This is a genomic window from Raoultella sp. T31, assembly GCF_002806725.1.
In the GTDB taxonomy this organism is placed as follows: domain Bacteria; phylum Pseudomonadota; class Gammaproteobacteria; order Enterobacterales; family Enterobacteriaceae; genus Klebsiella; species Klebsiella electrica.
In genome coordinates, this window is the sequence record NZ_PIBO01000014.1 from 85,841 (window position 1) to 106,259 (window position 20,419).

The following is a 20,419-nucleotide window of genomic DNA, read 5'->3' on the forward strand; positions in this document are numbered from 1 at the left end:
GATGTGAAGATAAAATCATGACCTTTTTCTCGCGCTCGCCCGTTATCGATTTGCTGTTGACTGCCCTGGCCCCGGCTATCTGGGGGACGACCTACATTGTCACCTCCCAGTTTTTGCCGCCGGACAGACCTTTTATTGCGGCGCTGCTGCGGGTGTTGCCCGCAGGGATCGCGCTGCTTATCTGGTGCCGCCGTTTTCCTCTGCGCAATGAGTGGTGGAAGCTTATCGTGACCGGGATCCTCAATATTGGCGCTTTTCAGGCGCTGCTGTTTATTGCCGCTTACCGTTTACCCGGCGGGCTGGCGGCAGTGATTGGGGCCATTCAGCCGCTGCTGGTCATGATGCTGGCATGGTGTGTCGACAGGCAGCGTTCGCCGTGGGTGGCGGTGCTCTCGGCCGTGACCGGCATTATCGGCATGGCGCTGCTGCTGCTGTCGCCGCATACGGTGCTGGATCCGCTGGGGATCATGGCGGCGTTCTCAGGGGCGGTCAGCATGGCGCTGGGGACCTGGCTGTCTCGTCGCTGGGCGATTTCGCTGCCGGTGGTGGCGCTGACCGGCTGGCAATTGCTGACTGGCGGCGTGGTGCTGGCTCCCGTGGCATGGCTGGTGGATCCGCCGCTGCAGGGGGTGACGTTGACTCAGGCGGCAGGCTATCTGTGGCTTTGCGTGGCTGGCGCGATGATTGCGTACGGGCTGTGGTTTCGCGGCATTAGCCGTCTCCCATCGGTCGCTGTATCCGCGCTCAGCCTGCTGAGCCCGGTAACGGCAGTGCTTCTGGGCTGGATCTTTCTCGGTCAGAAGATTGAAGGGGTCGCGCTGGTGGGGCTTATCGTGGTGTTGCTGAGCGTGCTGTCGATACAGCGCGCCTTAACAAAAAAAGCCCCATAAAGGGGCCCGACATTGCTGGGTAGTTAGGGTGCGGCGGGAGCGAAACCAGCCGCCGTCTGGCGGCCTGTCCGGCAGCTCCCTCTGCAACCATTCTCTTATTTCGACAGCTCAGCGGTCATATGAACCTGGTTACCGGTATAGGCTTCGGTAATGTGGTAAGACGCGCCTTGATCTTTAGCAATGGTCGCAATTTTCGCTTCTGCGCTGTCGAGGGTATCAGCCGTTACGCTGACCGGGTGCTGAGCGAAGCTGGCGAAAGAAACCAGAGAGAGCATACCGGCGGCGGCAAGTAATTTTACGTTTTTCATGGTGTTTTTCCTTTTAACTTTTCAGGTGGAAAGCGTGGTGCTTTCGATGGACTTATAATAAGCCTGCTAATTATAAGCAGAGTGGCAAAAAGTGCGATTTAGATCACACTTTCATGTCAGTAAGATGACCAAATCTTGAAGGTATGTTTATTTTTTAATTAAAAAACAACGTGTTGTTCTGTTCTTAACGGGTGTTATGAATGGAAAAATATTGTTATCGCCATGTGCTTTTTTTGAAAAATTACGCAAAGGGATTGCCTGAATGAATGTACGGACGGTCTTTTTCCCGCTTTCCTGGGGTGGGCATACTTCGTTTAGCAGCGAAGTATCGGCCTGTGGGGATACGATAAAGTGGCGTCACTGTGGATTGAGGAAGGACGACACGATGATTGCGGTACTCTTTGAAGCCGATGTCACCCCGGCAAAACAGGCCCGTTACCTGGCGCTGGCGGCGGAGCTGAAGCCGTTGCTCGCTACGCTTGACGGCTTTATTAGCATTGAACGTTTTCAAAGCCTGACCACGCCGGGCAAGATCCTGTCCCTGTCCTGGTGGCGTGATGAACAGGCGGTGCGGGCCTGGAAAAACAATCTCTGCCATCAGGCGGCCCAGCAGGAGGGGAAAGCGACCCTTTTTGCCTCTTACCAGATTCGCATTGTGCAGGTCATTCGCGCCTGGGGCTCAGAAGTGCGGGAGGAGCGCGGCGATGTATGATATTCATGTGATCCTGCCAGATAGTCCCGGCCAGCTGGCGCGGTTAGGTCACACGCTGGGGAAACATGGCGTGGGACTTGAAGGGGGCGGTGTTTTCACCGTCGGCAAGCAATGCCATGCCCATTTTCTGGTGGCCGAGGGGGAGCGGGCCAGAGCGGTGCTGGAGCAGGCGGGGATCCCGGTAACGGGTGTTTACCTGCCGCTTATTCGCCGCTTAAAACAGGAACAGCCCGGCGAGCTGGGGGCGATAGCCCACGCGCTGGCCGCCCACGGAGTGAATATCCTGACGCAATACAGCGATCATGCTAACCGCCTGATTCTGGTGACCGATAACTTTCCACTGGCGCAGGAAGTCACGCGTTCCTGGGCCACGACGTTGTGAGGCGTTATGCTAAAACCCGCCCATGTTATTGAAGATGATGAGTCGCTGGCCGTTGCCATCACGGTGCTGGCATCTGCCATGGCCGATGCGTCACGGATGAAAATGCTCTGTGCATTGATGGATGGGCGCGCGTGGACCGCGACGGAGCTGGCGACGGTGGCCGAGGTCTCGGCCTCGACCGCCAGCGCTCATCTCAGCCGTCTGGTCAGTTCCCGTTTGCTGGTTTGTCTGGCGCAGGGGCGGCATCGCTATTACAGGCTGGCGGGCGCCGATGTCGCCGGACTGCTGGAGAATATGATGGCGATGGCCGGAAAAAGCGCGATTGTGCTGACGACCCGGACCCCGGCGAATCTGCGTACCGCCCGGACCTGCTACGATCACCTTGCCGGTGAAGTGGCGGTGGCTATCTATGATTTTCTGTTGCGCGAGGCGTGGATCGTGCCGGACGGTAGCGCGCTGACAGCATTCGGCGAGACGCAGTTTGCCCGTTCAGGCATTATCTTGCCGGGCGGGAACCGGCGCAGGGTATGCTGCGCATGTCTGGACTGGAGCGAGCGGCGTTTCCATCCCGGTGGCGCCGTGGGGGCCGCATTGCTGGACCATGGTCAGCGAAAAGGCTGGTTCACCCTGACGCCGGGATTTCGCGAAGTAAGTATCACCCGCGCAGGCCGGCTCGCGCTGCGCCAGCACTTCGACCTGCAGCTGTAGCGGGCCGCTCAACGCCTGATGGCCAGGATTAAAAACTTTTTTAACCAGCTTTATGCTATTTCAGTAACCCACCTCTCAGTATTATTCAGAGTGTTCTCTATAGTCATGGCTTCGTATTATTTGCCATGATAATTCCCGTTCGAAATATCTCTCTCGCGCCTTGTCCCTTCTGATGTAAATAACATGAGTGTTGTTTTTAACTATTGTTTTATGGTGATTGATAGTTGAAATTTATCACCAGCCCGGTGTAACAAGTTATAAGCAAATGTATATTTACCAACGAAAATAGCATTCTTTGACGCCGACAGCATTAACGGATTCTTTACGGAATTCATGTCCTGACGCCTTAAATATTGCGGCTTCCGGTCAGTCGAAGTTTCTATTCACAGTTGCACAAGTGAGCATCGCATAACGCTTCTGACTCTGTGCAGATTTACTGTTGGTTCATTGATATAAAACTCACTCTGACAAGGAAATGGCAATGAAAAAGGTTCTTCTCTCTGCAGCGATGGCAACAGCATTTTTCGGTATGACCGCAGCGAACGCTGCTGATACTACCGTGGGTGGTGGCCAGGTTAATTTCTTCGGTAAAGTTACCGATGTATCTTGTACTGTTTCCGTCAACGGCCAGGGTAGCGATGCTAACGTATACCTGTCTCCGGTTACGCTGACCGAAGTGAAAGCTGCCACCGCAGACACCTACCTGAAACCGAAATCGTTCACCATCGATGTTTCCAACTGTCAGGCTGCCGACGGTACTAAGCAGGATGACGTGAGCAAACTGGGCGTGAACTGGACCGGCGGTAACCTGCTGGCAAGCGCAGCGGGCAAGCAGGTTGGCTACCTGGCTAACACCGAAGCGGCTGGCGCGAAAAACATCCAGCTGGTTCTGTCTACTGACGCTGCGACCAACCTGAGCAACAAAATCATCCCGGGCGACAGCACTCAGCCTAAAGCTACCGGTGATTCTTCTGCCGTTCAGGATGGCGCACGCTTCACTTATTTCGTTGGTTACGCGACCAGTACTCCGAATACTGTAACTACCGGTGTGGTTAACAGCTACGCGACCTACGAAATTACTTACCAGTAATTATCGCCAGAAATAAAACCGCCTTGTTCCAGGCGGTTTAAAACAATGATAAAGCGGCCATTGCTGCCGCTTATTTTTTTTCTTCTGAGGTCAGCATGAAGCATATTGTCCTTTTTTTCTGTTTCATTTTTAGTTTTGCGGCCAGTGCCAATAATATTATTGTCAACGGCACCCGCTTTATTTATCCGGGAAATGAAAAAGAAATAACGGTACAGCTTTCTAATACCGCAGACCGTCCGGCGCTGGCGCAAGCCTGGCTGGATAACGGCAATGCCGATGCTACGCCGGATACGATTACCACACCGTTTATTATTACGCCCCCGATTTCACGCGTCGATGCAAAGAGCGGCCAGACTTTACGTATTAAATTGGGTAGCGCCGCCGGACTGGCGCAAAATAAAGAAACGCTGTGGTGGCTGAATCTGCTGGAAATCCCACCGGTAGAGGCTAATAAAAAAAATGAAGGGCAGAACATTTTGCAACTGGCGATCCGTTCGCGCTTTAAGTTCATCTACCGTCCTGCCGGGCTGGGTAACCGCGACGCGGCGCCGGAGAAATTAGCGCTTTCAGCCAGCGGGAGCAGTCTGTCAATCAGCAACCCTACGCCATTTTATCTCACCGTAAGCCGTATTTCCCGCGATGGCAGTCAAGCCCTGAACAGCAAAACGGTGATGCTTGCTCCGCAGTCCAGTCAGACCGTGGCCCTCTCTTCTTCCGTGAGCCGAGGCGAGACCCTGACTATCAATAATATCAATGACTATGGCGCAGATGTGGCAGTGAAAGTAACCGTTAAATAAGGGACACTATCATGAAGCAGAGGTCTATCTGCCCGGGAAGATTAAGTACAGCGATCGCCGTGGCGCTGTTCTGCTTTCCGCCATTTTCCAGCGGACAGGAAAGCGCGGGAACGGTTTACCAGTTTAACGATGGTTTTATCGTTGGTAGCCGGGAAAAGGTCGATCTGTCTCGCTTCTCTGCCAGCGCCATTACGGAAGGGACCTATTCGCTCGATGTGTATACCAACAATGAGTGGAAAGGGCGCTATGAGCTGAATGTCACCCGCGATAAAGATGGCAACATGGGGATCTGCTACACCCGTGACATGCTTGAGCGCTATGGCATTTCGGCAGAAAAGCTCAATCCTCAGCTCAGCCAGCAGGAAGGTTACTGTGGACGTCTGAAGGAGTGGCGTAATGAAGAAAACGTCAAAGATAACCTGATACAGTCCTCTCTGCGGCTGGAAGTTTCCGTACCGCAAATCTACGAAGATCAACGCCTGAAAAATTTTGTCAGCCCGGAATTCTGGGATAAAGGCATTGCGGCGCTCAATCTTGGCTGGATGGCGAACACCTGGACCAGCCACAGCTCAGCGGCGAACGGTTCGGATAACAGCAGCGCCTATCTCGGCATGAATGCCGGTCTGTCGTGGGATGGCTGGCTGCTCAAGCATATCGGCAACCTCAACTGGCAGCAGCAGCAGGGGAAGGCGCACTGGAACAGCAACCAGACCTATCTTCAGCGCCCAATCCCGCAAATCAACTCGATTGTCAGCGGCGGGCAGATATTTACCAACGGCGAATTCTTCGACACCATTGGCCTGCGTGGGGTCAATCTGTCAACCGATGACAACATGTTCCCGGACGGGATGCGCTCCTATGCGCCTGAAATTCGCGGCGTCGCGCAGAGCAACGCCCTGGTGACGGTGCGCCAGGGCAACAATATTATTTATCAGACCACGGTACCGCCGGGGCCTTTCACTTTGCAGGATGTTTACCCGTCCGGATACGGTAACGACCTTGAGGTTTCGGTAAAAGAGGCCGATGGATCGGTGCAGGTCTTCAGCGTGCCGTATGCGTCGGTGGCGCAGCTGCTGCGTCCCGGCATGACCCGCTATGCGCTGTCGGCCGGTAAAGTCGATGATAATTCGCTGCGCAATAAGCCTATGCTCTACCAGGCCACCTGGCAGCGTGGCCTGAGCAACATGTTTACCGGCTACACCGGCGTGACGGGTTTTGATGATTATCAGGCGTTTTTGCTGGGTACCGGGATGAATACCGGTATTGGCGCGCTGTCATTTGACATTACCCAGTCGCGGTTGAATAGCGATACCCTCGATGAAAAAGGGCAGAGCTATCGCGCCACCTTTAACCGGATGTTTACCGATACCCAGACCAGCATCGTGCTGGCGGCGTACCGCTACTCCACGAAAGGCTACTATAACCTGAACGACGCGCTGTATGCCGTCGATCAGGAGAAGAACCGCAATAGCAACTATACCCTGTGGCGGCAGAAAAACGGGATGACCTTCACCGTTAACCAGAACCTGCCGGACGGCTGGGGCGGTTTTTATCTCAGCGGCCAGATTGCAGATTACTGGAACCGTTCGGGTACCGAGAAGCAGTACCAGCTTAGCTACAACAATATGTTCGGTCGCCTCTCATGGTCAGCCAGCGCGCAGCGCGTGTATACGCCGGATAATTCCGGCCACCGGCGTGACGATCGCATCTCGCTGAACTTCAGCTATCCGCTGTGGTTTGGCGAAAACCGTACCGCCAACCTGACGTCGAATACCTCGTTTAATAACTCGCGCTTTAGCAGCTCGCAGATAGGGATCAACGGCTCGCTGGATAGTGAGAACAACCTCAACTACGGCATTTCAACTACGGCGGCGAGCGGTGGTCAGCATGATGTCGCCTTAAACGGCAGCTACCGCACGCCGTGGACCACCCTTAACGGTAGCTATAGCCAGGGCGAAGGTTACCGGCAGAGCGGGCTGGGCGCCAGCGGGACGCTTATTGCCCATCGTCATGGCGTGGTGTTCTCACCGGAGAGCGGCAACACCATGGCGCTGATTGAAGCCAAAGATGCCGCAGGCGCTATGTTGCCAGGCTCGCCGGGTACCCGCGTCGACAGCAACGGCTATGCCATCCTGCCTTATCTGCGCCCGTACCGGATTAACGCCATCGAGATCGACCCGAAGGGCAGCAAGGATGATATTGCCTTCGATCGTACCGTGGCCCAGGTGGTGCCGTGGGAAGGCAGCGTCGTGAAGGTCTCGTTCGGCACCACGGTACAGAACAACATGACGATTCAGGCGCGTCAGGCGAATAACCAGCCGCTACCGTTCGCTGCCAGCATTTTTGATCCGAGCGGCAAAGAGATTGGCGTTGTCGGCCAGGGCAGCATGATGTTTATCAGCGATGCCAGCGTTGAGCGCGCGACCGTTAAGTGGAGCGGTGGACAGTGTTCGGTAAATTTAAGTCAGGCAAAAACAAAGGAAACGCTATGTCGCTGAGTAAACGACTGACACTTTTTATTGGCTTGCTGGTGCTGGGAACCACCTCCGCCTGGGCTGCCTGTACCCGTGGCCCGGCACCTACGGTTCAGCTGGATATGGCCATAGGCAGAGTGGTTGTGAATCCTGATTTAGCCGTGGGGAGCGTCATCGCCACACAAAACTGGACCATGCCTGCGGGAACTGGCGTTAACTATCGATGCTCCGGTACCACCGTTTTCAAAGCCAGCATTGTTGCTCCAGGGGTCACTGATCTGGGAAACAAAGTTTATTCCACCAATGTACCTGGCATCGGACTGCGTTTCAGTCGCGGTGGTTCAACAGTCAATATTGTCTATCCCGGTTCGTTTACGACAGGGGGAGGGAATTTTTCTCTTGAAGGGTCGCGTTTTACGCTGGAGGTCATTAAAACCGCGAGCGTCACCGGCAGCGGTACGTTGGCGGCGGGCAAATATACCTCCTATGACTGGGAATACGGTAATAACCCGATCCTGGTGACGTTTCTGAGCGCCAATGCCATAACCGTGGTCTCGCCGTCCTGTACGGTACTGAGCGGGAAGAATATGAACGTTAATGTCGGGACCATTAAGCGCAGCGATCTAAACGGCGTTGGCACCTACGCCGGCGGCAAAAATTTTAATATTGAGCTGCAGTGCAGCGGCGGGCTAAGCGCATCCGGTTATGCCAATATCGAAGCCTCATTCTCGGGTACTCTGGCAACCGGCACTACCGTCACGCGGGGAGCGCTGTTGAACGAAAAAGCCGGTAGCTCTATTGCCAAAGGGATTGGGATCCAGGTACTGAAATCTGGCGTGCCGGTTGAGTTCAACAAAAAGTACAACATCGGTACCTTAAACAATCAGGAAACTCGCTACATCACGTTGCCTTTCTTTGCGCGTTTTTATCAGTATGCGGCGGCCACGAGCACCGGCGAGGTGGAATCGCACATGATCTTTAACCTGACGTACGATTAATTCAGGAGGCGGGCATGAAGCAATATGGATGTGGCACATATAGCCAACAATGCATCAGGCTGGCCGTCGCTGGCGCGATGCTTGCCGCTTCGTCGGCCTACGGTTTTATGACCAATTATGATAACGGACGCGTTGATTTTGTTGGCCGGGTAACGGATATCTCCTGCAGCGTCGCGCTTAACGGCGGTAATAATGCCGGCAGCGGCAACGTCTGGCTGGCGCCGGTGAACCTGACGGAAGTCCACGACCGCGGGGCCGGCGCCTTTATGAAGCCGCAGTCTTTCACGCTTGAGTTGTCGAATTGCCAGCTCCGCCACGATGGCGGCGCGGCGGATAAAAATGAGATTCGTGCGGTGAATGTGCGCTGGATTGATGGATTTACGATCAAAGCTGTCGCGAATGAAAATGCGGGCTATCTGGCGAACACGCTACCGGATGGGGCGCGGAATATCTATCTGGCGCTGTCAACGAATGATAACAATACGCTGGATAAGAGTAATAAAATTGTCCCCGCCGATCCGCAACAAAACCGCGTACCGATTGTTGAAAAATCGGTTAATGGCGGCGTATTTACTTATTATATCGGCTACGTCACGCCGTCCCCGGAAAAGGCGACCACCGGTCCACTGACCAGCTGGGCAACCTGGGAACTGGTGTATAATTAAGCGTGCGGTATTTAGCGTATAAAAATACCGCATGACCCCGGTATTTTTATGCGCTAACCTTTTCCTGAACCAGTTGTTCAATGCTGACTTCTTTCCAGTAATGACCCTGAATAGCAAACCACTCCATTCCCTGCAGCCAGTTTTTATGCGCTTCGCTCTCGACACCTTCAATAATAACATTGTGGTTATTGCGTGAAAGGAAGGTCACCAGGGCATCCATCAGCGGTCGTCCGTATTCTTTCTGCATGAGGTGCCAGAATAAATCTTTGTCAATTTTGACATAATCAAAATGATATCTGCGAATAGCACTAATGCCGGCATAACCAGAACCAAAATCGTCGAGCCACAATGTGGACGTCTGCGGACCGTTCCAGCTGGCTAATGCATTATTAAGCAGGCCTTTGGCATTTTCCGTAACTTCAAAATGCACACACTTCAGATGGTTAATGTAGGCTTCGATTTGCGGCTGGTGCAAAATGCCAAGAATATGATCGTCGACATTGATTGTGGCGGAAATGCCATTATCAATAAACCATGCCTGATGCTTTTCAATCAATGCCAGTTGCTCCATAAAAATACTTTCACGGAGCGCTGCATTGGCATGAAGGAAGAAAAATTCAGGGGCCACAGGAATAGAGTCGAAGCGGCTTAAACATTCCACTGCAACGAGGGTGTCCTGCGGAGAGAACATTTTTTGAAAAACATAGCGAACAGAGATGTCGTCACGGGATAAGTTATGGTCAGAAAATATTTTAGCGTTCATTTTTTCGTATCAGGAATTTTACAGAACATTACTGCAGGGTGAAAATATTATAAGTGACATACCTGCAGTTTGGAATGTTTATTAAAAGTAACCTTTCAATTAATTGTCCGGTTGTGATTGGGGTATGGTTTTTCTAGCATTGATACATGTCGACGATTTTATCGTGCATCGCCCGCGAGCTCTGCATGCCTAGTTTTTGCATGATATGAATCCTGTGGCTGTAAACGGTTTTATGGTCAATATTCAGGAGGCTGGCAATCTTTTTGTTGTTATGGCAGGCCATGGTCAGCTCCAGCACCTGGCGTTCTCTGGCGGAGAGCTTCTTCGGCAGGGAAAAATCGCCGCCGTCTGCGCTTGCGCTGACGGCGCGATAAAAATCGTGTAATGATGTTTTTTCTGTAATAATCATGGTGTTATCTATAGTTATTAACTCGCTGAACAGGCTGGCGATATCGCTTCTGACCACCAGGATTACCCGGGTGCAGTGCAGAAGACACCAGCGCATATTGTTGAGCAATAACATCGTGTTGGCAGCAGAAAAGTCCTTATGAATGACGTTAAAAATAACGATCCCAGACAGGGGAGCGATTGCCCCCTGAGTGATATCCTGATAACGGAAGGTGGTAATGTCTTTATTTTTATCAAGCAGATACCTATGAATTGATTGACCGATTAAATTATCATCGGTATACAAAAATATCCTGTCCAAGGGGTCAGACTCTCTTTTTTCGCTTAGCTTCCAGAATCAAATCGAGCAGCATTTTCTCTATTTTGATCTTATCTTCGCGGTGGCGGAATTTAAACTGACAGGAAACCTGGTGATAGCTTTCACTGTCTTCATCGAAGGTCATTTCAACAACATTTTTAATGGCTAAATCAATGGTGATTTCACCATACTCAGCCAGAGACAGAACTGAATTTTTGAGGATTGAATTATGTGTGAGGAACTTCAGATTCGGGCTTTTCGCCATCAGTGCGCAGCCGCCATCCGAAATATCTTTAATCTCGAAAAGATAGTTTTCGCCATTCCTGTGTCGACCACGACAAAAAAAGTCATAACGGTGGTGCAGCCGAATGCGGGGGGCGCGGCGTCTTTGTACCACGTGAATGCATTCCGGTAAGGCAAAGGAGACTTTATTGCCGCGCTCCGCATCGGTGTTATAACTCTTCTTTTGCGTCGAACTGAACTCAATCTTTCCTGAATCACTATGCAGGATGAATTTATATTTATGTCCGGGTGGGATCTTGCTATGGGTGACGATATGGAACTCAGCAAAATCTACCCGGGTAATCTGGGTCATGATGTTTTTGTTATTAAAGAAAATCTCTATCCCGGAGCGTTTTCTCAGTTCCTCCCTGAAAATAGCAATGATTTCATACCGACTGGTCTTTATTGTTCCCTCTGTCATGTAAAATCCTTGTTGATTTTTTATTGTGTGTAGTTAATTTTTCTTATGCCTATACCAACATTCTGATTGCATTAACCAGATGTTTTTATGAGCGTCCGATGTTATTAGCTATCTTTATCGCCAAATTGATTTGTATAAACGTCGAATCAGATATTGTTTTTCCTGTAATTAAGCGTTGAAAAAATTCCGGGGAAGGCATAAACGACAAAAGTCCCCAATAAGGAGACTTGTCAAAAGGATATAAATCAATGCTATATATAGGGTTGTTGAGCGCAGAATAGTGCAAACATATCGCCGTTTTTAGGATATATAGTGCCAGCCGCGTTGGGCTAATTCCAGACAAATAGCCGGAGAGAAAATGGCGTCTGGCACGGACCTGTGCACAGGGAAATGCACAGGTGTGCCGATGAGGGTCAGCGCTGCAGTTTCGCTAATGTAGCGATGGCTTGCGCAGGCAGGGTTAACGCGCCTGCGGCCAGGTTCTCCTGCAGGTGCTGGAGCGAAGAGGTGCCCGGGATCAGCAGAATATTAGGCGAACGCTGCAGCAGCCAGGCGAGCGCAACCTGCATCGGCGTCGCCTCCAGCGCGGCGGCAACGTCGTTCAGCTCCTGGGCCTGCAGCGGGGTAAATCCCCCCAGCGGAAAGAAAGGGACGTAGGCAATATTTTGTGCGGCAAGTTCATCAATCAGCGCATCGTCTGCGCGACTGGCGACGTTATATTGGTTTTGCACGCAGACAACGGGCGTCATCTTTTGCGCATCGGCCACCTGTTTCGCGGTTACGTTGCTAAGGCCGATGTGGCGGATAAGGCCACGCTCTTTAAGCTCAAGCAGCGTGGTCAGCGGGGCTTCCAGCGAACCTTCTACCGGTCCGTGGGTACCAAGCATACTGCGCAGGTTCACGATCTCCAGGACATCGAGCCCCAGATTACGCAGGTTATCTTCCACCGCCTGCGTGAGCTCCTCAGGCGACATCGCCGGTAGCCAGTTGCCCTTTTCATCGCGACGTGCGCTGACTTTCGTCACGATACAAAGATCGTCGGCATAAGGATGGAGCGCTTTGCGAATCAGCTGGTTAGTAATATGCGGGCCGTAAAAATCGGAGGTATCAATATGATTGACTCCCGCCTCTACCGCGGCGTGCAGGACACGGATAGCGGCCTGCGGATCGGCTGGCGGGCCGAATACGCCGGGGCCAGCTAACTGCATGGCTCCGTAGCCCAGACGATAGACCTGGCGCTGACCTAATGTTCCGCTTCCGGATAATTTTACGCTGGACATGACGACTCCCCCTGATGTGCAAACCCTAAGTGTAAACCTGGCGAAGAAGTCCGGATGGCAGGAATATTGGCAGAACGTGCGGCGGCGGTGATAACCGCCGCCGCAGAGGGGAAGATTAGCTAAAGAACATGACCGAAACGCACAGCAGTCCGACCACCAGGGTGATGAAATTACCCACTGAACGGTAGGGTTTGAGCGCGGGAATGATATAGGTCGACAGCGTCGGCATGATGAACAGGATCATGGCGATCAGCGGGCCGCTGATGGCGTAGATCATGGAAATGGCGTTCGGATTGATAAAGCAAACCATGAACGTCAGCGTCGAGACCAGCAGAATCGACATCGCGCGGTTAAAGGCGCGGCTTTTGCGAATGCCGACCTGATTGAGCGACGTTTTCACAATTTCGCTGGCGCCTTCAATCACGCCAAAATAGGTGCCGAGAAATGACTTCGACATGGCTACGACAGCGACCACGATGCCTGTTACCGACAGCCACGCCGGGGAGCCTGGCATCATCGACAGCGCGGAGAGGATGGTCACCCCTTCGTTACGTGCGTTTTCGATATAGGAGACCGGTATCGCCAGCAGGCAGCTGAAGACAAAAAACAGCACGCTGGCGCAGATGATGGTATAGGCCACTTTCATGATTTTTTTGCATTTACCCATCGCCAGCTCACCATATTTCTCCTGCTGATCGACAGCAAAAGTGGAAATGATGGGTGTATGGCTAAAAGCGAAAACCATCACAGGAATCGAGATCCAGACCTGGTGAAAGGTCTGTGAGGTCAGCTGCAACTGGCTGGTGAGATGCTCAGGCTGCCAGTCGCCGATTAAATAGAGAGACAAGAACAGGAAGCAGGCAATCAGCGGGAACACCAAAAAACCCATCACCTTAATCGTGATATGGCGACCCATCAAAAAGATCAGGTTCAACACCATGACCACGGCCAGACTTAGCATGGCGCGAACGACGGGGGTAATCGGCGTATGCCTTGCCAGCTGCTCGGCGAGCGAGTTGGTGATGGCCACGGCATAAATCAGCACCACCACGAAGAAGGCGAGGAAATAGAGCGCGGTGATCAGATTACCCACTTTCTTGCCGTAGTAATGGTTAACCGCCCCGGTGATCCCGACGCCGGGCGCAGCTTTCGCGGAGAGGATGAACTGACTCAGCGCTTTGTGCGGCCAGTAGGTTAACGGCCAGGCGACCAGCGCGGTGATGAACAGAACAATGGCGCCAGCAGACCCCAGCTGGATCGGCAAAAACAGGGTGCCAGCGCCTACGGCAGTGCCATATAAGGCAAAACTCCAAAGAGTTTCTTCTTTAGACCAAATTTTAGACATTGTGTGAATTTATCAACCGTAAGAACAAAAAAAAGGAGTGTAATTTACCACAACAATGAATGAGCCGTTGCGATACTTTCGGATGACAAATAAGACAGGGGGCGCCGGGCATCCTCCCGGCGATGAAGAACTGTTAGCTGCGCGCCAGGATCCGCTGCTGGCGATATTTCAGTACGCGCTCGCGCAACGTGTCCCATACCCAGTTAAACAGCATGGTGTAGGGCAGGAAGAACAGCATAAAGCCGATTTCCAGCATAAACGCCTGGATCAGCGAGACCCCGAGAAGCAGCGCCACGGCGGTGATCCCGATAACAATAAACCCGGACTCGAAGCCGATGGCGTGCAGCGCGCGGACTTTCAGGGTCCGCGCCACGCGAGATACCGGCCAGAGGCGGTCAAAAGCGGCGTTGTATATCAGGTTCCATACCATCGCCAGCGTCGCGAGCAGCACGCTCAACCCACCCATTTCAAGAACCGAACGCTGCATCAGCCAGGCGGCGGTCGGGGCGAGAATTAACGTGGCGAGTCCTTCAAAACTGACCGCATGGATAATGCGCTCTGTCAGCGTCTTGCGCTGAAATGTGTTCTGTTGCATGGCTTGCTACCTCCGAAAAAGCCGTTGTTCTGACCGGTTCTTCTGCGACAGGGAGAGAACCGATTCTGAGAAATTCCTCCGCATTTTATGGATAAATATGATAAAAAAAAGATGGATTCCATCGATAAAGTAGATAGTTCATGCGCTATTCTCCTGAAGCTCTCACCGCATTTGTTGAAGCCGTGGCCTGCGGGTCGTTTTCCGCCGCCGCCCGTCGGCTGCGCAAAAGCCAGTCCACCATCAGCACCGCCATTTCTAACCTTGAAGCCGATCTGGGCGTCGCGCTGTTTGACCGCACGACCCGCCATCCCACGCTGACGCCACAGGGCGAACAGGTTCTGAGTTACGTCAAAGCGATTCTGGCGGCCAGCGATCGGCTCGATGAGCTGGCTATTTCCCTGTCTGATGAAACGGAAGCGCGCCTGACGTTTGTGCTTTCCGATACGCTGCACCCGGATGTGCTGGAGGATCTGCTGCAGCAGTTCGATAGTCGTTTTCCCCACACCGAGTTTGAGTGTCTGATAGGGGAAGATGAGGATGTCATTGACCTGTTGCAGAAGGAGCGCGCGCAGGTGGGGCTGATTGAGGCCAGGGATAGCTATCCGACGGAGATTGGCAGCACCCGCCTGCCGTTACAAACGGCGATGGCTATCTACGTGGCCCCCGCGCATCCGCTGGCGGCACAGGGACGGGTCGCCTGGGATGAGCTGCATAGCTGGCGAGAACTACGCCTGAGCACTTTTCTGGCCAGCTCGCTGGAGCCAGCGAAAGGGCAGGTCTGGTCGGCGCCGAACTATTTACTGCTGCTCAGCATGACGGTACAGGGGCTGGGATGGTGCATTTTACCCTGCGCGCTGGTGGAGGAGTTTGCCGGTTCAGGCACGCTGGTGGCGCTGAACATTCCCGGCTGGCCGCGGGCGATTTCCGTTGATTTACTGTGGAATAAGAAGGCGCCGCCGGGGAAAGCCGGAAGCTGGCTGCGTCAGCATTTACAGCGCCAGGAACCCGCCACGCGGGGCTAATCTTTGTGATTTGTCTCACTTTTTTTAAACAATTGCGAAATTTTTTGATAACAATTCTCTACTATGTTGCTGTTTCTTTGCGCAGAGGCAGGGCAGAGGTAGAGGATGAAAGATGTCGTAATCGTTGGTGCGTTGCGCACCCCTATCGGGTGTTTTCAGGGGACGTTGTCGCGCCACTCTGCGGTAGAGTTGGGCAGTCTTGTGGTTAAGGCGCTGGTGGAACGTACCGGCATCGATCCGCAACGTGTTGATGAGGTGATCCTCGGGCAGGTACTGACCGCGGGGACCGGGCAAAACCCGGCCCGTCAATCGGCGATCCGCGGCGGGCTGCCGAATACCGTTTCCGCCATTACGATTAACGATGTCTGCGGTTCCGGACTGAAGGCGCTGCATCTGGCGACACAGGCAATCCAGTGCGGCGAAGCCGACGTGGTGATTGCCGGTGGCCAGGAAAATATGAGCCGGGCGCCGCACGTTCTCACCGATAGCCGTACCGGCGCTCAGCTGGGCAACAGCCAGCTGATTGACAGCCTGGTTCATGATGGCCTGTGGGATGCCTTCAACGACTACCACATGGGAGTCACGGCGGAAAACCTGGCGCGTGAATATGGTATCAGCCGCGAGCTGCAGGATGCCTGGGCGCTGAGTTCACAGCATAAGGCCCGGCGGGCGATTGATTCAGGGCGCTTTCGCGACGAGATTGTGCCGGTGATGACCGAGCTGAACGGGGTGCCGCGCACCGTTGATACCGATGAACAGCCGCGGGTCGATGCCAGCGCCGAAGGGTTGGCCAGCCTGTTACCCGCCTTCGATCGGCTGGGCTCGGTGACCGCGGGCAACGCGTCCAGCATCAATGACGGCGCGGCGGCGGTCATGATGATGAGCGAATCGAAAGCGCAGGAGCTGGGGCTGCCGATCCTCGCGCGGATCCGCGCTTTTGCCAGCGTCGGCGTCGATCCGGCACTGATGGGGATCGCGCCGGTACACGCGACGCGCCGCTGTCTGGAAAGGGCGGGCTGGCGGCTCGATGAGGTCGATCTTATCGAGGCCAATGAGGCATTTGCCGCCCAGGCGATTTCTGTCGGCAGAGTGCTGGAATGGGATGAGCGCCGGGTCAATGTCAACGGCGGAGCGATTGCGCTGGGCCATCCCATCGGGGCATCCGGCTGTCGTATTCTGGTGTCTCTGGTGCACGAGATGATTAAACGCGATGCCCGCAAAGGGCTGGCTACGCTCTGTATCGGCGGCGGCCAGGGCGTTGCGCTGGCGGTAGAACGCGCCTAATCCCTCTTTGCTTTACCTGCTTCTCAAGCCTCCTTGCGGAGGCTTTTTTATTGGTTTTTCTTCCCGCAGAACCGGGAAAATTCAGCGAAAAAGGGGCGATAAAGGCCCTTTTTGTTGAGCGTGGTCACGTCCTGCTGTGCCATGTTTTTTGAAACAAATAATTACGATCTTGATCACTAAAACTATATTCCTTAAAAAATAAAATAAAGTTTCATAAAATAGAAACATAATTTTAATTTTGAAGGGGTGCCCTATGTTTGCAAGATCTCTGGCCCTTGCTACGCTCTGTGCCGCAGCCTTTTCCGCTTCCGCCGTCACGGTTGATTTGCGTCATGAATTTATTGATGGAGGTAAGACGGATAAAACCAATGCCGACCGCGTCTCGGTCTCCCATCGCTTTGCCAACGGATTCGGCTTCTCCGTTGAGGCGAAGTGGAAGTCAGGCGGCGATAATACCGCGCAGCCGTATTCAGATTTTGTCGGCAATGGCCACGAAGAGACTATTAGCTGGCAGTGGAAGGCGAATCAGAACTTCTCCGTGACGCCGGGGTTTAATATTGAGAGCAACGATAGCCGCTCAATCTACAAACCCAATCTGCGCGTCCAGTACAGCTTCGATAATGGTTTCTACGTGGCAGCTCGTTATCGCTACGACTATACCCGCTACCCGGCGAACGCCGGTAAAGAAGACGATAAAGTGAACCGTGGCGATGCGTGGGCCGGGTTTGTGATGGGCAACTGGCGTACCGAGCTGAACTATGTTTATGCCCGCAGCACCGAGGGCGTGAAGCGCAACGACAACAAGCCGTACTCCCAGGAGTACAACGTGAAGCTGGCCTATAAGCTGGACAAAAACTGGGCGCCATATGGTGAAGTGGGCAACGTGGGCGTAAATGATCGCAGCGATCGCCAGACCCGTTTCCGCGTCGGGGTAGCTTACAGCTTCTGATAAAACCCTCTTCCGTCATGACCCCGGAGCCGTCAGCCGGGGTTTTCTGTTTTTGTGGTCCGGCGGCGCTTCCTTTCGCGTTGATTGAGGTGAAAGCGTGTTTTGCCGCTCGCGTTGTTGCGAGGGCCTGCGGAGGGGCGGGTCACATGCAGCAAAAAAGCCCCCCGTGTAGGAGGGCAAGGCCAGTAACAGAAACACACTCAAAAACGATACGGATGCTACGCCTGTAGCATCTCCGGGTGCGCTGGCAGTTTCGCCAGGTAGATAGCCGGTTTCCCGTCTTTGTCCGAACTGAACAAAATCGCGCTATCGTCCGGCGTAAACGAAGGATGCGGATGGGTGACCTGACGGCTATTGGCGACCGTCGCCCAGGAGGTATCATGCCGGGCAACGCGGAAGTAAGCCTGTTTCGCAACATCAAAGACGTAGAGATACGGGTCGTTATCAATGGTGTAGCCGCGGGTATCTTTGACATCCACCGGCGTACCAGAGCCATCCCCAACCAACAGCGTGCCGTCGAAATTGCTCATCAGATGCGAGCAGGCGGGCATTTGCATCAGCGCGGTATTGATGCCGGTATCCGGATCGAAACGATAAATCGTCCGTCCCTGCTGACCTTTCAGATAGGAGACATAAATCAGCGCCGAACCGTTCGGGACCCAAAACTCGTGCGTGCAGCTTTCGCCAGCGGCATGCTCTTTGACTTTTCGCACGTGGCTGCCATCTTCGTTGACCATCCACATCCGGGCGTCGACCAGGTCGTGCGGCCCTTCATGGCAGAAAGCGACGGTATTGTCATCGAACGGACGATAGATAGGATGACCCAGCCATTTTTTCTCTTCATGAATAACGCGGCTTTCGCCGCTTTGCAGGTCAACGCGCAGCAGACGGCAGCGCGGGCCTTTATGGAAGAAGTCGTGGAAAATCTGCCAGTCGTTAAGCGGCGTCCAGTCGCTTTTGGCGATCTCAATGCCGACCAGTTTGCTGCAGTCGCTGTTGGCGACCCAGGTACCGTAGCCGACCCACTCATCCGGGACGCGATAGACCTGACGTTCCTCGAGGGTGGAAAGGTTGACTTCCAGCAGCGTGCGGTCGTTTTTCACGTAATAGAGCGTGGAGTCATCCGGCGAGAGGAAGCCGCCAAAGGTATTATCACCGGCGCCTTCGGTGAGCTGTACGGCCTCGGCTGTCGCGATATTTAGCAGATAGTAGTTCCAGTGGCCATCAAACTCGCCGGCGAACAGCAGGTGGCTACCGTCATTAAAAAAGCACTTCTGATAGAAATAGTTACGATGACAGGTGACTTCCGGAGGGGTTAAGCGGGTGATCTCCGCGCCGGTATCCGGATCGCGACTGACTGCATAATTCAATTTTACCCGCATGCCTTTAGCCATGATGTACTCCTTTTCCTTCCCGCGATGTCGTCTGTTGGCAGGGGACGTATAGCCAGGGAAGTCTATTTAAAAGATGGGTGTTAATTTATCAAAACATCGTTTCATTGTTTGTGATGACGAACGCAATTCACTATAAAATCTTGCACTGGATCGCGGTTTTTTTGCTCTTTCTTCCGCTTTACCGAGGCTGACTTTGTTTTCATACCCGTTTTTTGCGTTTTGTCGCCATTTTTCAAAGGTCAATTAATTTATTGTATTTTATCATTTTTATTTCTTTTCCCGTCTCTCGCCTGGCGATCTGTTTTGCATTTTTGCTAAACAGACCACAAAAATATGAAACGTTGTTTTAATAAAAATTGAAAACGACTTTCCCCGAAGGTAAGATGTCGACAACAGTAAAACGAAACTATGTTTTATTTTTTAGGTGGGTCATACCCAGAGCGTTTTCCCTGGCGTAAGCAACCGTGAGGGATGCGGATCGGACAAATAGAACCTTGCCTGTGTTGTACGGGCTCTGAAAGATTAAGGAACAAAGTATGATACTCGATGCATTCTCTCTACAGGGTAAAGTGGCGGTTGTCACCGGCTGTGATACCGGGCTGGGCCAGGGTATGGCACTCGGTCTGGCCGAAGCGGGCTGCGATATTGTCGGCATTAATATTGTCGAGCCGGTAGAAACGATTGCGCGCGTCACCGCGCTGGGACGTCGTTTCCTCAGCCTGACCGCCGATTTGCGCCAGATTGATGGTATTCCTCAACTGCTGGAGCGCGCGGTGGCCGAATTTGGCCATATCGATATTCTGGTCAACAACGCCGGTCTGATTCGCCGTCAGGATGCCCTTGAATTCAGCGAGAAAGACTGGGATGACGTGATGGATCTGAATATCAAGACCGTGTTCTTTATGTCCCAGGCGGCGGCGAAGCATTTTATTGCCCAGGGTAACGGCGGCAAGATTATTAACATCGCGTCGATGCTCTCTTTCCAGGGCGGCATTCGCGTACCGTCCTACACCGCATCAAAAAGCGGCGTGATGGGGGTGACCCGTCTGCTGGCGAACGAATGGGCGAAGTACAACATCAACGTCAACGCGATTGCGCCGGGCTATATGGCAACCAACAATACCCAGCAGCTGCGCTCCGATGAACAGCGCAGCGGGGAAATTCTTGACCGCATTCCGGCAGGGCGCTGGGGTTTACCGGGCGATCTGATGGGGCCGGTGGTCTTCCTCTCTTCCCGCGCAGCGGATTACATTAACGGCTACACCGTGGCGGTCGATGGCGGTTGGCTGGCGCGCTAAGCCAGCGCGGCGACAGGCGATAAACCCTGCTTTGACGGCAGGGTTTTTTTATTGCT

21 protein-coding genes are annotated in these 20,419 nt (G+C 53.4%); 13 read left to right on the forward strand and 8 right to left on the reverse strand.

Annotation, left to right across the window (positions count from 1 at the left end; translation table 11 throughout):
- Positions 1 to 17 precede the first annotated feature (17 nt).
- On the forward strand, positions 18 to 890 hold the full coding sequence (locus tag CWM52_RS12265) for an EamA family transporter (RefSeq protein ID WP_100684365.1): 873 nt from the start codon (positions 18 to 20) through the stop codon (positions 888 to 890).
- Between the two features lie 95 nt (positions 891 to 985).
- Here CWM52_RS12265 and CWM52_RS12270 read toward each other — a convergent pair whose 3' ends face one another.
- The gene (locus CWM52_RS12270; protein WP_015585822.1) at positions 986 to 1,198 is read right to left on the reverse strand and encodes a YdgH/BhsA/McbA-like domain containing protein; all 213 of its coding nucleotides are present in this window, start codon (positions 1,196 to 1,198) and stop codon (positions 986 to 988) included.
- A 385-nt stretch (positions 1,199 to 1,583) separates the two neighbouring features.
- Between CWM52_RS12270 and CWM52_RS12275 the strand changes: the two genes are divergently transcribed.
- The 8 genes from CWM52_RS12275 (at position 1,584) to CWM52_RS12310 (ending at position 9,024) form a co-directional block, all read left to right on the forward strand.
- On the forward strand, positions 1,584 to 1,910 hold the full coding sequence (locus CWM52_RS12275; protein WP_100684366.1) for an antibiotic biosynthesis monooxygenase family protein: 327 nt from the start codon (positions 1,584 to 1,586) through the stop codon (positions 1,908 to 1,910).
- Complete coding sequence (locus CWM52_RS12280) at positions 1,903 to 2,292, forward strand: amino acid-binding protein (protein ID WP_100684367.1); 390 nt, start codon at positions 1,903 to 1,905, stop codon at positions 2,290 to 2,292. The genes CWM52_RS12275 and CWM52_RS12280 overlap by 8 nt, the downstream gene beginning before the upstream one ends.
- Before the next feature lie 6 nt (positions 2,293 to 2,298).
- Entirely contained in the window at positions 2,299 to 3,000 is a 702-nt protein-coding gene (locus CWM52_RS12285) for an ArsR/SmtB family transcription factor (RefSeq protein ID WP_100684368.1), read from the forward strand.
- A 481-nt stretch (positions 3,001 to 3,481) separates the two neighbouring features.
- Entirely contained in the window at positions 3,482 to 4,090 is a 609-nt protein-coding gene (locus CWM52_RS12290; protein ID WP_100684369.1) for a fimbrial protein, read from the forward strand.
- Positions 4,091 to 4,185: 95 nt separating this feature from the next.
- Complete coding sequence (locus tag CWM52_RS12295) at positions 4,186 to 4,887, forward strand: molecular chaperone (RefSeq protein WP_100684370.1); 702 nt, start codon at positions 4,186 to 4,188, stop codon at positions 4,885 to 4,887.
- Positions 4,888 to 4,898: 11 nt separating this feature from the next.
- Positions 4,899 to 7,385: a fimbria/pilus outer membrane usher protein gene (locus CWM52_RS12300; RefSeq protein ID WP_100684371.1), complete on the forward strand. Its 2,487-nt coding sequence runs from the start codon at positions 4,899 to 4,901 to the stop codon at positions 7,383 to 7,385.
- Entirely contained in the window at positions 7,376 to 8,359 is a 984-nt protein-coding gene (locus tag CWM52_RS12305) for a fimbrial protein (protein WP_100684372.1), read from the forward strand. The genes CWM52_RS12300 and CWM52_RS12305 overlap by 10 nt, the downstream gene beginning before the upstream one ends.
- Before the next feature lie 77 nt (positions 8,360 to 8,436).
- Positions 8,437 to 9,024, forward strand: coding sequence for a fimbrial protein (locus tag CWM52_RS12310; RefSeq protein ID WP_416308807.1), 588 nt, complete (start codon positions 8,437 to 8,439; stop codon positions 9,022 to 9,024).
- A gap of 46 nt (positions 9,025 to 9,070) precedes the next feature.
- Here CWM52_RS12310 and CWM52_RS12315 read toward each other — a convergent pair whose 3' ends face one another.
- From CWM52_RS12315 to CWM52_RS12340, 6 genes are all read right to left on the reverse strand, one after another.
- Positions 9,071 to 9,787, reverse strand: coding sequence for an EAL domain-containing protein (locus CWM52_RS12315; RefSeq protein WP_100684374.1), 717 nt, complete (start codon positions 9,785 to 9,787; stop codon positions 9,071 to 9,073).
- A gap of 133 nt (positions 9,788 to 9,920) precedes the next feature.
- Entirely contained in the window at positions 9,921 to 10,496 is a 576-nt protein-coding gene (locus CWM52_RS12320; protein ID WP_100684375.1) for a response regulator transcription factor, read from the reverse strand.
- Between the two features lie 4 nt (positions 10,497 to 10,500).
- Positions 10,501 to 11,196, reverse strand: coding sequence for a flagellar brake protein (locus tag CWM52_RS12325; protein ID WP_100684376.1), 696 nt, complete (start codon positions 11,194 to 11,196; stop codon positions 10,501 to 10,503).
- Between the two features lie 413 nt (positions 11,197 to 11,609).
- Entirely contained in the window at positions 11,610 to 12,476 is an 867-nt protein-coding gene (locus CWM52_RS12330) for an aldo/keto reductase family oxidoreductase (protein ID WP_100684377.1), read from the reverse strand.
- Positions 12,477 to 12,591: 115 nt separating this feature from the next.
- A complete protein-coding gene (locus CWM52_RS12335; protein WP_100684378.1) occupies positions 12,592 to 13,821 on the reverse strand; it encodes an amino acid permease in 1,230 nt (409 codons plus the stop codon).
- 133 nt (positions 13,822 to 13,954) lie between these two features.
- Positions 13,955 to 14,416, reverse strand: coding sequence for a multidrug/biocide efflux PACE transporter (locus CWM52_RS12340; protein WP_100684379.1), 462 nt, complete (start codon positions 14,414 to 14,416; stop codon positions 13,955 to 13,957).
- A 140-nt stretch (positions 14,417 to 14,556) separates the two neighbouring features.
- Between CWM52_RS12340 and CWM52_RS12345 the strand changes: the two genes are divergently transcribed.
- From CWM52_RS12345 to CWM52_RS12360, 3 genes are all read left to right on the forward strand, one after another.
- Complete coding sequence (locus CWM52_RS12345; RefSeq protein WP_100684380.1) at positions 14,557 to 15,438, forward strand: LysR family transcriptional regulator; 882 nt, start codon at positions 14,557 to 14,559, stop codon at positions 15,436 to 15,438.
- 105 nt (positions 15,439 to 15,543) lie between these two features.
- The gene (locus CWM52_RS12350) at positions 15,544 to 16,722 is read left to right on the forward strand and encodes an acetyl-CoA C-acetyltransferase (protein ID WP_100684381.1); all 1,179 of its coding nucleotides are present in this window, start codon (positions 15,544 to 15,546) and stop codon (positions 16,720 to 16,722) included.
- 253 nt (positions 16,723 to 16,975) lie between these two features.
- Positions 16,976 to 17,671, forward strand: coding sequence for an oligogalacturonate-specific porin KdgM family protein (locus tag CWM52_RS12360; RefSeq protein ID WP_100684383.1), 696 nt, complete (start codon positions 16,976 to 16,978; stop codon positions 17,669 to 17,671).
- Between the two features lie 218 nt (positions 17,672 to 17,889).
- Here the strand turns inward: CWM52_RS12360 and CWM52_RS12365 are convergent, their stop codons facing one another.
- Positions 17,890 to 19,065 carry an oligogalacturonate lyase family protein gene (locus CWM52_RS12365; protein ID WP_100684384.1) on the reverse strand — a complete coding sequence of 392 codons (1,176 nt, stop codon included), beginning with the start codon at positions 19,063 to 19,065 and terminating at the stop codon, positions 17,890 to 17,892.
- Between the two features lie 536 nt (positions 19,066 to 19,601).
- Between CWM52_RS12365 and kduD the strand changes: the two genes are divergently transcribed.
- Positions 19,602 to 20,363, forward strand: a complete 762-nt coding sequence (gene kduD / locus CWM52_RS12370) for a 2-dehydro-3-deoxy-D-gluconate 5-dehydrogenase KduD (protein ID WP_100684385.1) — start codon at positions 19,602 to 19,604, stop codon at positions 20,361 to 20,363.
- Positions 20,364 to 20,419 lie beyond the last annotated feature (56 nt).

Bases quoted from the DNA above. Each gene is read 5' to 3' on its own strand.
- CWM52_RS12295 (WP_100684370.1), top strand. From the start codon at position 4,186: ATGAAGCATATTGTCCTTTTTTTCTGTTTCATTTTTAGTTTTGCGGCC.
- CWM52_RS12305 (WP_100684372.1), top strand. From the start codon at position 7,376: ATGTCGCTGAGTAAACGACTGACACTTTTTATTGGCTTGCTGGTGCTG.
- CWM52_RS12310 (WP_416308807.1), top strand. From the start codon at position 8,437: ATGCTTGCCGCTTCGTCGGCCTACGGTTTTATGACCAATTATGATAAC.
- CWM52_RS12335 (WP_100684378.1), bottom strand. From the start codon at position 13,821: ATGTCTAAAATTTGGTCTAAAGAAGAAACTCTTTGGAGTTTTGCCTTA.
- CWM52_RS12265 (WP_100684365.1), top strand. From the start codon at position 18: ATGACCTTTTTCTCGCGCTCGCCCGTTATCGATTTGCTGTTGACTGCC.
- CWM52_RS12300 (WP_100684371.1), top strand. From the start codon at position 4,899: ATGAAGCAGAGGTCTATCTGCCCGGGAAGATTAAGTACAGCGATCGCC.
- CWM52_RS12270 (WP_015585822.1), bottom strand. From the start codon at position 1,198: ATGAAAAACGTAAAATTACTTGCCGCCGCCGGTATGCTCTCTCTGGTT.
- CWM52_RS12325 (WP_100684376.1), bottom strand. From the start codon at position 11,196: ATGACAGAGGGAACAATAAAGACCAGTCGGTATGAAATCATTGCTATT.
- CWM52_RS12365 (WP_100684384.1), bottom strand. From the start codon at position 19,065: ATGGCTAAAGGCATGCGGGTAAAATTGAATTATGCAGTCAGTCGCGAT.
- CWM52_RS12345 (WP_100684380.1), top strand. From the start codon at position 14,557: ATGCGCTATTCTCCTGAAGCTCTCACCGCATTTGTTGAAGCCGTGGCC.
- CWM52_RS12350 (WP_100684381.1), top strand. From the start codon at position 15,544: ATGAAAGATGTCGTAATCGTTGGTGCGTTGCGCACCCCTATCGGGTGT.
- CWM52_RS12340 (WP_100684379.1), bottom strand. From the start codon at position 14,416: ATGCAACAGAACACATTTCAGCGCAAGACGCTGACAGAGCGCATTATC.
- kduD (WP_100684385.1), top strand. From the start codon at position 19,602: ATGATACTCGATGCATTCTCTCTACAGGGTAAAGTGGCGGTTGTCACC.
- CWM52_RS12290 (WP_100684369.1), top strand. From the start codon at position 3,482: ATGAAAAAGGTTCTTCTCTCTGCAGCGATGGCAACAGCATTTTTCGGT.
- CWM52_RS12275 (WP_100684366.1), top strand. From the start codon at position 1,584: ATGATTGCGGTACTCTTTGAAGCCGATGTCACCCCGGCAAAACAGGCC.
- CWM52_RS12330 (WP_100684377.1), bottom strand. From the start codon at position 12,476: ATGTCCAGCGTAAAATTATCCGGAAGCGGAACATTAGGTCAGCGCCAG.
- CWM52_RS12315 (WP_100684374.1), bottom strand. From the start codon at position 9,787: ATGAACGCTAAAATATTTTCTGACCATAACTTATCCCGTGACGACATC.
- CWM52_RS12360 (WP_100684383.1), top strand. From the start codon at position 16,976: ATGTTTGCAAGATCTCTGGCCCTTGCTACGCTCTGTGCCGCAGCCTTT.
- CWM52_RS12285 (WP_100684368.1), top strand. From the start codon at position 2,299: ATGCTAAAACCCGCCCATGTTATTGAAGATGATGAGTCGCTGGCCGTT.
- CWM52_RS12280 (WP_100684367.1), top strand. From the start codon at position 1,903: ATGTATGATATTCATGTGATCCTGCCAGATAGTCCCGGCCAGCTGGCG.